Raw genomic sequence first — 13179 nt, forward strand, 5'->3', positions numbered from 1 at the left:
CGAAGTGCTGATGTTGTTGAGCCCGCGGCGTTCCGCGGCTAGCTTGCGGTTATGACGAATCTCACTGCGACAGTCGCGGATCCGGCGGCCAGCGATGCGCCGGTCATCGCCTATCCCACGCCCTTGCTGCGGATCGACGGCGTCACCAAAAAATTCGGCGCGCATAGCGCAGTGGACAATCTCTCTTTGGACATCAAGGCCGGTGAATTCTTCGCGCTGCTCGGCCCGAGCGGCTGTGGCAAGACCACGTTACTGCGCATGCTGGCAGGTTTCGAAGCGCCGGACACGGGCAAGATCGAGTTGAACGGCGAGGATATCGCCGCGGTCTTGCCGCATCAGCGGCCCGTCAACATGATGTTCCAGAACTATGCGCTGTTTCCGCATCTCAACGTGCGCGACAATATCGGTTTCGGTCTCAAGAGCGCTGGCTTGACGCGTCTCGGCATCGATACGCGGGTTGCCGAGATGGTGGCGCTGGTCAAGCTCCAGGGACTGGAGAAACGCCGGCCGGATCAATTATCGGGCGGCCAGAAACAACGCGTGGCGCTCGCCCGGGCGCTGGCGCGGCATCCGCAATTGTTGCTGCTCGATGAGCCGCTGGCAGCTCTCGACAAGAAGCTGCGCGAGGAAACCCAGGTCGAATTGATGGCGCTGCAGCGCCAGCTCGGCACCACCTTTGTGATCGTCACCCACGATCAGGAGGAGGCGATGACCATGGCCGACCGTATCGGCGTCATGAATGACGGTCGCCTGCAACAGGTAGCGACACCGCGACAGCTTTATGAGGCGCCCGCATCGCGCTGGATCGCGGAGTTCGTCGGCGACATCAACATCATCGAGGGCGGGATCACGCACCGTGACAGTCATCGCCTGACCATTGCAGGCCGCGATGTAGGAACCCTGTTTGCGATCGAGCCGCGACAACCTGTCGGCGACGCGGTCATCTGCGTTGCGATCCGCCCGGAGAAGATCCGGTTGTCGCGTCGCGGGCCGGCAACGGACCTCGTCAATAGCGGCGCCATGAACAGCCTTGAGGGTGTCATTTCCGACGTCGGCTATCTCGGCGGTCGCTCGCTCTACAAAGTGAAGCTCGACCGTGGAGCCACATTGCGGGTCGCTCTCGCCAATACGGCGCGGCTCGATGTCGATGCCTATTCGATCGGCGAGCGCGTTGCGGCATGGTTTGCCCCCGATGATTGCGTGGTGCTGGTTCAATGAGCGCGCGCCGCATCTTCACGGCGCCGGCGCGGCTCGCTGCCATCCCGCCCTATGTCTGGATGATGCTGTTCTTTCTGGTGCCGTTCGGTTTCGTGCTGAAGATCAGCCTGTCGCAGACAGCGATTGCGCAGCCGCCTTATCTGCCGGTGTTTGGTCTGTCCGAAGGAATCGCCGGGCTAAAGGCCTCGTTTGCGGCGCTGTCGCTGGATAATTTCCGGCTGCTCGTTTCGGACAATCTCTATCTCGCATCCTATCTGCGCAGCGTCCTCGTCGCCGTCGTGTCGACCTTGATCTTGCTCGCGGTCGGTTATCCCATCGCCTATGGCATGGCGCGTTTGCCGCGACGCTGGCAGGGCATTGCGATGATGCTGGTGATCGTGCCGTTCTGGACCTCGTTCCTGATCCGCATCTATGCCTGGATCAACATCCTGCAGCATGACGGCTTGCTCAATAAGGTCCTTCTTGCGCTGCACGTCGTATCGACGCCAATCGTGTGGCTCTCCACCGACAGTGCGATGTATCTCGGCATCGTCTATTCCTATCTGCCTTTCATGATCCTGCCGCTCTATGCCACGCTGGCGAAGCAGGACCCGTCGCTGATCGAGGCCGCCGCCGATCTCGGCGTCTCGCGCATCGACGCCTTCTGGCTGGTGACGGTTCCCTTGTCCCTGCGCGGCGTCGGCGCCGGTGCACTGCTGTGCTTCATTCCGATCATGGGCGAATTCGTCATTCCCGATCTGCTCGCCGGATCGAATTCATTGATGATCGGCCAGACGCTGTGGCTCGAATTCTTCACCAACAAGGATTGGCCGGTCGCCTCTGCCACTGCCATCGTGTTGCTTGGACTGCTGTTGATCCCGTTATTGGTCTATGACCGGCTGCAGCGCCGGCAGTTGGAGGCGCGCTGATGGCCGTGCATCCGCTCCGCCTGTCGCGCTTCAATGTCACGTCGCTGGTGCTTGGCCTGGCGTTTCTCTATCTGCCGATCGTCATTCTTGTCATCTACTCGTTCAACGCCTCGCGGCTGGTGACGGTGTGGGGCGGTTGGTCGACACGCTGGTACACCGAATTCTTCAACGACCGTGCGATGCTCGATGCTGCCTGGATGAGTCTCCGTGTGGGTGTCGTGTCGGCAACACTGGCAACGCTGCTCGGCACTTTGGCCGCGATAGCGTTGACGCGTGGTGCGGGATTTCGCGGCCGAATGCTGATGTCCGGGATGCTCTATGCGCCGCTGGTGATGCCCGAGGTGATTACCGGCCTGTCGCTGCTGCTGCTGTTCGTGGCGCTTGATGCCGGGCGCGGCTTTGTCACGGTGACTATCGCCCACACCACACTCACCATGTGCTTCGTCGCCGTCGTGGTGCAATCGCGCCTCGCGGGGATTGATCGCAGCCTCGAGGAAGCGGCGATGGATCTCGGCCGCGATCCGCTCCGCGCATTTATAGCCGTCACGTTGCCGCTGATCTGGCCGGCCATTGCAGCGGGCTGGATGCTGGCCCTCACGCTGTCGCTCGACGACCTCGTCATCGCCAGCTTCACGACAGGGCCAGGTTCGGCGACGCTGCCGATCCGGATCTATTCGGAGGTGCGTCTCGGCGTGAAGCCGGAGATCAATGCCATCTGCACGCTGATCGTCGGCTTCATCGCCGTAGTCATCGTGCTGGCATCGCTGGTGTCGAAACTATCGAGCGCCCGGGGCGAAAGCGCCGCGCCGTTGTAGGGCAAAAAGTTAGTTCGCCTTTGGTGCTGCATCCGCAGGCGCTGCCGCCGCAGGTGCATCGGCGGGCTTATCCGGCTCTGCTACCGGCGCCTGTTTGGGCACACCCGTAAAGCGCTCGATCACCGAGCGTACGGCGTCGCGGGTCTTGCGATCCTTCACTGCATCCAGCAAAGGCGCCGCGCCCGGCGAACGACGGATCAGGCTTTCCGGATCTGGGAAGATCAGCGGATCGTCCCATGGGCCCTGGATCACGAAAGGCAACTCGAAGCCGCCGGTGCCGTTGGTTGCCGGATTGAGACTGGCAATGCCCTTGAAATCATATTCGCGCGCCGGCACCGACGCGGTACCGGTCAGCGTCAGTTTCGCAGCGGGACCATCGATCCGGATATCCTGCGCGGTAGCGATGCCGTCGTTGAATTTCACGGACATGTTGAGCGTGTTGAACGGCGTCGAACCCGAGCGGAAATTGCCGGCGCCGGACAGCGGACGTCGCTCCAGTCTTTTCAAAAGCTGTTCGACGTTGAAGCCGCTGATGGCGCCGTCATGACCGGTCAGCGTTGCGTTGCCGTCAAGCGATTGCGCGAGACCGAAGGGCGATGAGCCCGAGGCCTCCAGCATCATGCTGAGATTGCCGCGTCCGGTGAGTTTGTTGACGCCGAACAGATCGCTGGCACAGGCCTGCAGATCGACATCGCTGAACTGGAACTGGGCCTTCACATCGGCCACGGCATCGGAATGGGCAACATTGAACGAACCACGGACGATGCCGCCATACATCTGTGCCTCACCCACCGACAGCGCCAGTGTACCGCCGCGCAGATTGGCGCCGAGCGCGGTGCGGCCGAGCACTGAGGACCCCACTGTGACCTTGGCGGCCGACAGGCGCATGTCGAGATCCGTGGTGGACAGCGCGTTCAGATCGAACAACTGCCGGTTCCAGTCACGGGCGCCGGAGGCCAGAAGTCGCACGGTGGACACATAGGGCGTGAAGTCGAGCGCGCCGGCAGCCAGCGTCGCCTGCAGCGTCTGACGGCCGGTGTTGCTGTAGGTCATGACGCCTTCGGCGCTGTTGCCGTCGAGTTCGACATTGACGTTGGTCAGCGCGATCGACGGGCCGACCAGGCTGGCGCGCGCTTTCAGGGCAAAGCGGCCGAAACCGCCAGAGCCGGGGGGCGCCTGACCGACCCAGCGCAGCGCATTGCGCAGCGACAGGCTGTCAGCAGTCAGCGTGCCTTCCATGACCAGACTGGCCTTGTTGGCGACGGTGCCGTCGAATGCCAGCTTGATCGGCACACCGGCGATGCGTGCCTTTACGCCGGAGCGCTCACCGGACAGTGCGGCAATGAAGTCGCTGACGCTGAGGCTGCCGTCGATGCGCTCGCCGCGCCAGTCGAACTGGCCGGTTGCAGCGAATGAGCGTGAGATCGAGGGCCAGGCCAGTGAGAGGTCGATGTCGCCGAGACGCTCGGTGTTGTGCGGGTCCTGATAGTGCAGCACGCCGTCCTGGATGCGGATCTCGGAGAAGGATAGTGGCTGTTCAGCGCCCGGCCTCATGGTGCGGGCGATGGACTCGATAAATGGAGTCCAGTTGCTTTCGCCGGAGGCCTCGCGGATCACGCGGATACGTGGCCGCAGCATCATCATGTCGGCGATCTCGAACCGCTGCAGCAGCAGCGGCAACAGCCGCAGATTGGCCGTCAACACGTCGACCGTCAAAGCGGGATCGATCGACCCGCCACCTTTCAGGCCAACATCGTGAAACGAGACATAGCTCCCCGGAAAGACCGAGACATCCACCGCGCCGTTGACGACGAAGTCCAGCCCGGTCACGGCCCGGATCTGGGCCTCCACGGCATGACGCAGCGTATCGCGGTTGAGCAGCCACGACATGGCGAACAGCCCGATCACTGCAACACCCAGGAGCGCCGCAATCGGCATCCCCAGGCGTCTTATTCCTTGGGCACTCGTCAATGAACTATCCGGGTTGGTTGGTGGTCACACATAGCGGGGCGGCATCCATGTGCGCCCACGTCCAAGGTCCTCAATTTGAAGGGTTTTCTTGACGCTTTCAAGGCCATAGCGGGGGTGATGGGGTCGCAGTCCCCCGCGATTGACCTGCCGCGGAGTTTCCGCCTAATAATCCACGACATAGCCGCCCGCGCCCGCTGGGTTCTCAGCGCATTCCTGCATCAGGTCGATTCCCATGAACAAGGTCTACCCCGACGCCAAATCGGCACTCGACGGCATTCTCAAGGACGGCATGATGATCATGTCCGGCGGCTTCGGCCTGTGCGGCATTGCCGAGGACCTGTCGGACGCATTGCGCGATTCCGGGGTCAAGGACCTCACCGTGGTGTCCAATAACGCCGGCGTTGACGGCATCGGCCTGTCGCGCCTGCTGGAAACCCGCCAGATCAAGAAGATGATCTCGTCCTATGTCGGCGAGAACAAGCTGTTCGCCCAGCAGTATCTGGCCGGCGAACTGGAACTCGAATTCTCCCCGCAGGGCACGCTGGCCGAGCGCATCCGCGCCGGCGGCGCCGGCATTCCCGGCTTTTACACCAAGACCGGCGTCGGCACGCTGATCTCGGAAGGCAAGCCGACCATGGAATTCAACGGCGAGACCTACATGCTCGAGCGTGGTCTGTTTGCCGACATTGCCATCGTGCACGCCTGGAAGGGCGATACCGCCGGCAACCTCGTCTATCGCAAGACCGCCCGCAACTTTAACCCGATGATGGCGACCGCCGCCAAGATCACCATTGCCGAAGTCGAGCATCTGGTGCCGGCCGGCGAGATCGATCCGGATCACATTCACACCCCCGGCATTTTTGTGAAGCGCATTGTCGAGGTCGGTACCGGCAAGAAGCGGATCGAAAAAGTCACCTCGCGTCAGCGTCCCGCGTAACCGCCAAAAGCAAAAACAGGAGAGAACGATGGCTTGGACCCGTGATCAAATGGCAGCGCGCGCGGCTAAGGAACTGCGCGACGGATATTACGTCAATCTCGGCATCGGTATTCCGACGCTGGTGTCGAACTACATTCCCGAAGGCGTGGACGTTCAGCTGCAGAGCGAGAACGGCATGCTCGGCATGGGTCCTTTCCCCTATGAGGGCGACGAAGATCCGGACCTCATCAATGCCGGCAAGCAGACCGTCACCGAACTGCCGGAGACCAGCTATTTCTCGTCGGCGGATTCGTTCGGCATGGTCCGTGGCGGCCATATCGATCTGTCGATCCTCGGCGCCATGCAGGTCGCCCAGAATGGCGATCTCGCCAACTGGATGATCCCAGGCAAGATGGTGAAGGGCATGGGCGGCGCGATGGACCTCGTCGCCGGCGTCAAGCGCGTCGTCGTGGTGATGGAGCATTCGGCCAAGGACGGCGCCAAGCTGCTGAAGAGCTGCAACCTGCCGCTGACCGGCGAGCGCGTCGTCGACATGGTCGTGACCGATCTGGCAGTGTTCACCATCGACAAGCACGGCAACGATGGCATGGCCCTGATCGAACTCGCCGATGGCGTGACGCTCGATGAGGTGAAGGCCAATACCGAAGCTGAATTTCGGGTCGCGCTGACCAACACCTGAACGATTGCGCGCTCCGAACGTTGACATGATGCCCGGCCCCGTGCCGGGCATTCGTGTTAGTATCTGCCTTTTCATCTCTTTAGTTGAGCATGATCGTTCGGAAAACCGGTTGCCACTTTTCCGGGTCATGCTCTAGGAAGCCGACATGCGCGCCAGTCTCGAAGACCGTTTCTTCCTGCTTCTGATCGTCGTGGTCACGTTGGCCTTCGGCTGGATCATGAGCTCGTTCTACAGCGCGATCCTGTGGGGCGTCGTCATCGCGATCATGTTCGCGCCGATGCATCGGCGACTGGAGCGCCGGATGCCGAAGCATCCAAACTCGGCCGCCTTGCTCACCGTGGGATTGATCGTGCTGATCGTGATCTTGCCGCTGACATTGGTTGGCGCATCGCTGGCGCAGGAAGCGGCTGTCGTTGTCGGCAAGATGAAGTCGGGTCAGTTCAATCTCGGCACGTTTCTGCAGCAGATACTCGATGCCGTCCCGCAATGGGCGAGGGGACTGCTGGATCGCTTCGGCGTTGCCAATCTTGGCGGCATGCAGGACAAGCTGACTGAGGGCCTCGTCAAAGGCAGTCAGTACTTTGCATCGCAGGCGCTGAACATCGGTCAGAGCACGTTCGACTTCATCATCAATCTCGGCATCATGCTCTACCTGCTGTTCTTCCTGTTCAAGGATGGCGAGGCGTTGTCGCAGCGTGTGAAGAATGCGATCCCGCTGCGGCCGGAGTTGCGCGATGATCTGATGGAGAAGTTCACGGTGGTGATCCGGGCCACGGTGAAGGGCGGCATTCTGGTGGCGCTGGCACAGGGCGCGCTCGGCGGGCTGATCTTCTGGATCCTTGGCATCAATGCTGCGTTGCTGTGGGCGGTGCTGATGGCGTTTCTGTCGCTGTTGCCCGCGGTGGGGGCTGGCCTCGTCTGGATGCCGGTCGCGCTCTATCTGCTGGCGACGGGCTCGGTCGTTCAGGGTGTGATCCTGATCGCCTATGGATTTCTCGTCATCGGTCTGGTCGACAACATCCTGCGCCCGATGCTGGTCGGCAAGGACACGAAGCTGCCGGACTATCTGGTGCTGATCGCGACGCTCGGGGGCATCGATGCGCTGGGCCTCAATGGCTTCGTCGTCGGTCCGGTGATTGCTGCAATGTTTGTTGCCGGCTGGGCGATCTTTGCGGAGTCACGCAAAAGCGGTCAGGTCCCGATCGCGTAAGCGCGTTACACCGGCCCCTGAGGCACATCTGCAAAACGTGTCAGCCAGACCACGGGGCCGATGCTCGCGGCGACGATGAGAAGTGCGGCCAGGGCGCCTTCTTCAAAGCTGCCACGGCTCGCATGTTGATAGATCGAAGTTGCCAGCGTTTCGACATTGAGCGGTCGCAGCAGCAACGTGGCCGGCAGCTCCTTCAGACAATCGACAAAGACCACGATGACGGCGCCGAACAATGCCGGACGCAATAGCGGCAGTTGAATCACGCGCAGCGTGGTGACTGCCGGTGCGCCGGCGGCGCGGGCGCTGTCGTCGTAATCGACGGGGATGTGCTCGAAGCCGGCCTTGATGAAACCGGTCGGCACCGCCAGGAACCGGATCACATAGGCGATCACCACGGCGGCGCCGGAGCCGACCATGACAAGCCCGGGCGAAGCGAGACTGAGCCATCCGGCGAGCTTGCTGAATCCATTGTCGATGAACAGCACCGGCGTCAGCAGACCCAGCGCCAGCACCGTTCCGGGCAGCGCATAGCCGGTCTGGGCGACAGCGACCGACAGGTTGATCAGCCGCGAAGCACGCCAGCGCTGAGCGACGATCACCACGAGCCCGAGAAGCAGCGCGGCTCCCGTGGCAATGGCGGCCAGCGCAATGGTGTGGCCGGCATCGCGCCAAACTGTCGTTTCCATCGACAGCAGACCGCGACGCAGGCTTTCACGCAGTAGATAGAGCAAGGGCACGACGAAGCCGAGCAGGGCAGGGAGGAGACAGGCGGTGAAAGCAAGCCATCCGCGTGCACCCGTCAAAGGCGTGCGCGGTGCCAGTCTCGGATTCTCCGAAGAGAATTCCACGCTGCCTTCGCGGCGGCCGAAGCGCTCGATGGTGATCAGCACCGCGACGATGGCCAGCATGAACAATGACAGCTGCGCAGCACCTGCAAGGCTGCCGCGGTTGAGCCAGGTCGTGAAAACCGAGACGGTGAGCGTGCGAATGCCCAGATATTCGCTGGCGCCGATATCGTTCAGCGTTTCCAGCGATACCAGTGCGAGGCCTACAGCAAGGGCGGGGCGCGCCATCGGTAGCGAGACCCGGCGGAACGTCGTCCAGCGATCGGCACCGAGTATCTTCGCGGCTTCAGCAAAATCGGCGCTGCGATGCTGGAACATCGCGCGGGCAGAGAGATAGACGTAGGGATACAACACGATGCCGATCACGAAGATGCCGCCGGGCAACGAACGCAGGCCCGGCAGCCACTTGATGGCATCTGGCAACGACATTGCCGTTGCCAATGCGCGATGGACGAGACCCAGTGGCTCGAACAGGTCCACATAGACGTAAGCGGCGAGATAGGTCGGAATCGCGAGCGGCAGCGGCAAGAGCCAGAGCATGAGCGTGCGGCCGGGGAAATCATGCGCAGAGACCAGCCATGCGGTGCCGGCACCGACCGCGAGCGTAACGATACCGACGCCGATCAGGAGGGCTGCAGTGTCGCGCAGCGCCTGCGGCAACACATAGGCGATCAGATGCTGCCAAAGCTCAGGCTCCGGCTGCAGCGCCAGTAGCGCGATGCTGATGACAGGCGCAGCCACAAGGAGCGCGGTGGCAACTGCGACGAGAATCGCGAGCGCTTCGGTGCGCGAAGGCCTCACGGGCGTGCATGCCCACGTGGGCACTCTCCGCATGTCATCCCCGCGAAGGCGGGGATCCATACCCCAAGGAGAAGTAAGTCAGAAATTGCCGTAGCCACAGCGCCCTACCGAGAGTTCGGTGCGTATGGGTCCCCGCCCCGTGTGCGCTGCAGGCACACAGGGCGGGGACAACATACTGATAGGCTGTGCATCATCGCAGCCTACGGAGCAATAGCCGGGCTCAATTATCAAACCCGACCTTGTCCACCAGCGTCGACGCGGCTTTGCGGTTGGCGGCAATCTTGGCGATGGGCATCGGGTCGGCATTGAGCTTGCCATAGCCCGCGATGGTCGGATTGATCGTGATGCCGGCGCGCACGGGATATTCGTAATTGGCGTCGGCATAGACCTGCTGGGCATGCTCGCCGGCGAGCCATTCGATCAGCTTCATGGCATTGGCCTTGTTCGGCGCATGTTTGGCAAGCAGCACGCCGGACAGGTTCACATGGGTGCCGCCGCCTTCGAAGGTCGGCAGGATCACTTTGGTGGCTTCCGCCCACGGCTTCTTGTCGGGATCGGCATTCATCATCAGCGCCCAGTAATAGGTGTTGCCGATACCGAGATCGCATTTACCGGCTGCCACATCTCGCGCGGTCTCGCGGTCGCCGCCCGAGGGCTTCTGTGCCAGATTGGCCTTGACGCCGCGCAGCCATTCTTCGGCCTTGGCCTCGCCGTGCTTGGCGACATAGGCGGCGAACAGGCCGTTATTGTAGATGTGCTGGCCGGAGCGAATGCAGATCTTGCCCTTCCACTTCGGATCGGCCAGTTCCTCATAGGTGATGGCGTCCTGCTTGACGCGATCCTTCGACGCATAGATCACGCGGGCGCGCATCGAGATGCCGGCCCAGTGGCCGTCGGGATCGCGATATTGCGCCGGCACGACCTTCTCGATCACCTCGGATTTCATCGGCTGCGTCACGCCCGCCTGCACGGCCTCGTCGATGCGGCCGATATCTACCGTCAGCAGCACGTCCGCCGGGCTGTTGGCGCCTTCGGCCTTCATGCGTTGCTCGAGGCCCGAGCTCGCCGAGATCACATTGACCTTCACGCCGGTGTCCTTGGTGAAGGCCTCGAAGATCGGCTGCACGAGCTTGGTCTCGCGATAGGTATAGACATTGACTTCTTCGGCCGCCTGCAGTGCGGATGAGCCAAGGGCGGCGAAGAGGACGGCGGTGGCGAGGGCGTGGTGCTTGATCATGAAATGGCTCCTGCAAGGGGCATATCGACAATGTCAGGTGGAGTAGCGCAGTGGGCGTTCGAATGTCAGTGACTGAACGTCGCGTGACAAAAGATTAGATTGATTCCAGATTCGAAAGTGGGCCGCAGATAAGCAATGGCTTACCTGCGGCCCGCGATGCTTAGTCTCAGAAATTGGCTGTTGCCGACAGTCTGAACACGCGCGGCGAGCCGGGCGTAATGTTGTTGTTGCCGTCAGCCGTGGCGAAATAACCACGATCGAACAGGTTCTCGATGTTCAGCTGTGCGCGCCACATCTCGTTCAGCTTGAAGAACACGGCCATGTCGACACGGGTCCATTCTGGAAGCAGGACGCTGTTGTCGGATGACGCATAGAAATTGGTGTAGTGGATCACACCGACGGCCGCGGCCCATTGCGGGGTGAACTGGTACTTGTTCCACAGCGAGAAGGTATTGAGCGGCACGAGCCCAACGCGGTTGCCGGGCAGTACTGTCGTCGAGTTCGCACCTGTGATCTGGGCGTCCGTATAGGCGTAGCCACCCGTCACCTGCCACGCATCGGTGATGTAACCGGCCAATGAGGCTTCGAAGCCGCGGGTCTTGGTGGCGCCGCTTGTGATGAAGAAGCCAGCATTGTTCGGATCAGCCAGACGCTGGTTGGTCCGGTTCAGGTCGTAGACTGCAGTAGCGAATTGCAGGCGCGGATGAATATCCCACTTCAATCCGACTTCGTTGTTCACGAACTTCTCAGGCTCGGCGATCACGAGGCCTGGTGAGAGCGTGCTGAACTGGTCACCCGAGCTCGGCAAGTAGGATACTGCATAGCTGTAATAGACCGAGACGTTGTCGACCGGCTTCACGATTATGCCGGCGCGCGGCGATACAAGGTCGTCGGTACGGGTCTGGATCGCGCCGGTACGGCGATCGCGCGACGACAGATCGAAGTGATCGAAGCGCAGGCCGCCGATCAGCTGCAGATAGCGGGTAATCTCGATCTGGTCCTGAACATAGAGGGCGCCGAGGTTCAGATTGTAGGTGTTGTTGGCGTCTGTCGCGGTGTTCCGGAAGGCGACGGGGGAAATACGCGTCGGGCTTCGGGGATCTACAGGTAGGCTGGTCTGCGTCGTGTCGCCGTTGAAATAGCCGCTATTCCGGAAAGCAAGGCCGCTCTGATTGCCGACTTCGCCGCCGAACACTACGGTGTGGCGGACCGGGCCGGTGTTCACGCGGTAGGTGAAGTCCGTCTGGTTAAACAGATTCTGGCGATCGGTCTCGTTGTTATAGGCGCTGAGATTGATCGAGGTACCGGCGATGTTCACCGCGCCGCCCGGATAGACGTTTTGATAGAATTTCCGGTAGTCCGCGAATTGCGATGAGTTCTTTACCGTCAGTCCGTTCTCGAAATCATGCTCGATCACGGCATTGGCGATGTTGACGTCGGCAACTGCGTAGCTCGCATTTGGATTGCCAAAATAGGTCGAAGAGGCGGTGTTGTAGGCGAATTGCGGTAGCGCGCCGCCGGGGCGGAGCTGCGAGGGAATGCCGCGGTCGACGGTGCGGTTGTCGTGCAGATATTCGTAGCTGAGCTTGACCTTTGTTGTGTCGTTCGGCGCAAAGGTGACTGTTGGATTGAAGCCGTAACGTTCGAGATTGACGAAGTCGCGATAGCTGTCGGTGTTCTCGTAAAAGGCGTTGAAGCGTACTGCGAGGTCCTGGGTCACGGCCTGGCCGATATCGACAGAGGTGCGGCCACCTGGATAGGAGCTGCCACCCACGGTCACTTCGCGGACGGTCGTGCCATCGGCTTCCTTGAGAACGCGATTGACCACGCCGCCGCCGCCGCCGCGGCCGAAGATCATCGCATTCGGTCCCTTGAGTACCTCGAGGCGCTGGAGGTTATAGAAGTCGCGGAAATACTGCACGTCGTCGCGAATGCCGTTGGTGTAGAAGTCGGCATTGCTGCGCTGACCGCGGATCACAAGGTCGTCGCGATGCGACTCGCCCTGATGATAGATGACGCCGGGGACATAACGGACGGCCTCGCCGATCGATGTGAAAGCCTGATCCTTGATGAAATCCTTGGTCAGCACCGATACCGACTGCGGCACATTGATGAGCGGTGTGTTGGTCTTGGTACCGCTCGAGATGCTTTGCGTGATGTAGCCGACCTGACCGGTGCGGGCGTCCTGATTGTTAACGACCGGCGGCTGGCGAACCGGCTGCGGCGTAACGGGGCGCGTCCGGGCGACGCGGCCGGATGCGGTGCGCTGCGGCTGGGCGCGGCGGACGCGCGGCGCGCTGGGAGCATCCACTTGCACCGGCGGCAATGTCGACGCGCCGGAATTCGCGCTTTGTGCGATGGCTGGCTCTGCGATGCAAAATCCCGTCGCGATCATGGCTGCCGCGCTCGTCGAAATCAGAAAAGCTTTGCGCGCCGCCGTGCCGCGCTCCCCGATAGAAGTCCTGGAAGTCATTACTACGCCCCTGAAATATTCTCCGCTCATGCAAATGCCGGCGGTCCTTGTGCTTCCTCGGAAACACTTGGACACATCTGCAATT

10 protein-coding genes are annotated in these 13179 nt (G+C 61.6%); 6 read left to right on the top strand and 4 right to left on the bottom strand.

What is annotated here, in order from left to right; all coding sequences use genetic code 11:
- Nucleotides 1–51: 51 nt before the first annotated feature.
- From CHC01_RS19405 to CHC01_RS19415, 3 genes are read left to right on the top strand one after another with little or no spacing between them, the layout of a single operon-like run.
- The gene (locus tag CHC01_RS19405) at nucleotides 52–1218 is read left to right on the top strand and encodes an ABC transporter ATP-binding protein (protein ID WP_089265899.1); all 1167 of its coding nucleotides are present in this window, start codon (nucleotides 52–54) and stop codon (nucleotides 1216–1218) included.
- A complete protein-coding gene (locus tag CHC01_RS19410) occupies nucleotides 1215–2126 on the top strand; it encodes an ABC transporter permease (RefSeq protein ID WP_089265900.1) in 912 nt (303 codons plus the stop codon). Before CHC01_RS19405 ends, CHC01_RS19410 begins: the two co-directional genes overlap by 4 nt.
- Nucleotides 2126–2941, top strand: coding sequence for an ABC transporter permease (locus CHC01_RS19415; RefSeq protein WP_089265901.1), 816 nt, complete (start codon nucleotides 2126–2128; stop codon nucleotides 2939–2941). Before CHC01_RS19410 ends, CHC01_RS19415 begins: the two co-directional genes overlap by 1 nt.
- 9 nt (nucleotides 2942–2950) lie before the next feature.
- On the opposite strand, the gene CHC01_RS19420 is transcribed toward CHC01_RS19415, so the two are convergent.
- Nucleotides 2951–4879, bottom strand: coding sequence for an AsmA family protein (locus tag CHC01_RS19420; protein ID WP_089265902.1), 1929 nt, complete (start codon nucleotides 4877–4879; stop codon nucleotides 2951–2953).
- A 265-nt stretch (nucleotides 4880–5144) separates the two neighbouring features.
- Between CHC01_RS19420 and CHC01_RS19425 the strand changes: the two genes are divergently transcribed.
- From CHC01_RS19425 to CHC01_RS19435, 3 genes are all read left to right on the top strand, one after another.
- Nucleotides 5145–5849 carry a CoA transferase subunit A gene (locus tag CHC01_RS19425; protein WP_068728766.1) on the top strand — a complete coding sequence of 235 codons (705 nt, stop codon included), beginning with the start codon at nucleotides 5145–5147 and terminating at the stop codon, nucleotides 5847–5849.
- Between the two features lie 28 nt (nucleotides 5850–5877).
- Nucleotides 5878–6528, top strand: a complete 651-nt coding sequence (locus CHC01_RS19430; protein ID WP_068728764.1) for a 3-oxoacid CoA-transferase subunit B — start codon at nucleotides 5878–5880, stop codon at nucleotides 6526–6528.
- 145 nt (nucleotides 6529–6673) lie between these two features.
- On the top strand, nucleotides 6674–7738 hold the full coding sequence (locus tag CHC01_RS19435; protein ID WP_089265903.1) for an AI-2E family transporter: 1065 nt from the start codon (nucleotides 6674–6676) through the stop codon (nucleotides 7736–7738).
- Between the two features lie 5 nt (nucleotides 7739–7743).
- On the opposite strand, the gene CHC01_RS19440 is transcribed toward CHC01_RS19435, so the two are convergent.
- The 3 genes from CHC01_RS19440 to CHC01_RS19450 all read right to left on the bottom strand — a co-directional run bounded on the left by CHC01_RS19440 (nucleotide 7744) and on the right by CHC01_RS19450 (nucleotide 13094).
- The gene (locus CHC01_RS19440; RefSeq protein WP_089266244.1) at nucleotides 7744–9417 is read right to left on the bottom strand and encodes an ABC transporter permease; all 1674 of its coding nucleotides are present in this window, start codon (nucleotides 9415–9417) and stop codon (nucleotides 7744–7746) included.
- Between the two features lie 187 nt (nucleotides 9418–9604).
- A complete protein-coding gene (locus tag CHC01_RS19445) occupies nucleotides 9605–10621 on the bottom strand; it encodes a Fe(3+) ABC transporter substrate-binding protein (RefSeq protein ID WP_089265904.1) in 1017 nt (338 codons plus the stop codon).
- A gap of 166 nt (nucleotides 10622–10787) precedes the next feature.
- On the bottom strand, nucleotides 10788–13094 hold the full coding sequence (locus tag CHC01_RS19450) for a TonB-dependent receptor (RefSeq protein ID WP_244558430.1): 2307 nt from the start codon (nucleotides 13092–13094) through the stop codon (nucleotides 10788–10790).
- Nucleotides 13095–13179: the final 85 nt, after the last annotated feature.

The sequence above is a fragment of the Tardiphaga sp. OK246 genome (assembly GCF_900188215.1).
Taxonomy (GTDB): Bacteria; Pseudomonadota; Alphaproteobacteria; order Rhizobiales; family Xanthobacteraceae; genus Tardiphaga; species Tardiphaga robiniae.

Coding starts and splice junctions, on each gene's coding strand:
- CHC01_RS19405 (WP_089265899.1), top strand. CDS start 52: ATGACGAATCTCACTGCGACAGTCGCGGATCCGGCGGCCAGCGATGCG.
- CHC01_RS19410 (WP_089265900.1), top strand. CDS start 1,215: ATGAGCGCGCGCCGCATCTTCACGGCGCCGGCGCGGCTCGCTGCCATC.
- CHC01_RS19415 (WP_089265901.1), top strand. CDS start 2,126: ATGGCCGTGCATCCGCTCCGCCTGTCGCGCTTCAATGTCACGTCGCTG.
- CHC01_RS19420 (WP_089265902.1), bottom strand. CDS start 4,879: ATGCCGATTGCGGCGCTCCTGGGTGTTGCAGTGATCGGGCTGTTCGCC.
- CHC01_RS19425 (WP_068728766.1), top strand. CDS start 5,145: ATGAACAAGGTCTACCCCGACGCCAAATCGGCACTCGACGGCATTCTC.
- CHC01_RS19430 (WP_068728764.1), top strand. CDS start 5,878: ATGGCTTGGACCCGTGATCAAATGGCAGCGCGCGCGGCTAAGGAACTG.
- CHC01_RS19435 (WP_089265903.1), top strand. CDS start 6,674: ATGCGCGCCAGTCTCGAAGACCGTTTCTTCCTGCTTCTGATCGTCGTG.
- CHC01_RS19440 (WP_089266244.1), bottom strand. CDS start 9,417: ATGCGGAGAGTGCCCACGTGGGCATGCACGCCCGTGAGGCCTTCGCGC.
- CHC01_RS19445 (WP_089265904.1), bottom strand. CDS start 10,621: ATGATCAAGCACCACGCCCTCGCCACCGCCGTCCTCTTCGCCGCCCTT.
- CHC01_RS19450 (WP_244558430.1), bottom strand. CDS start 13,094: ATGACTTCCAGGACTTCTATCGGGGAGCGCGGCACGGCGGCGCGCAAA.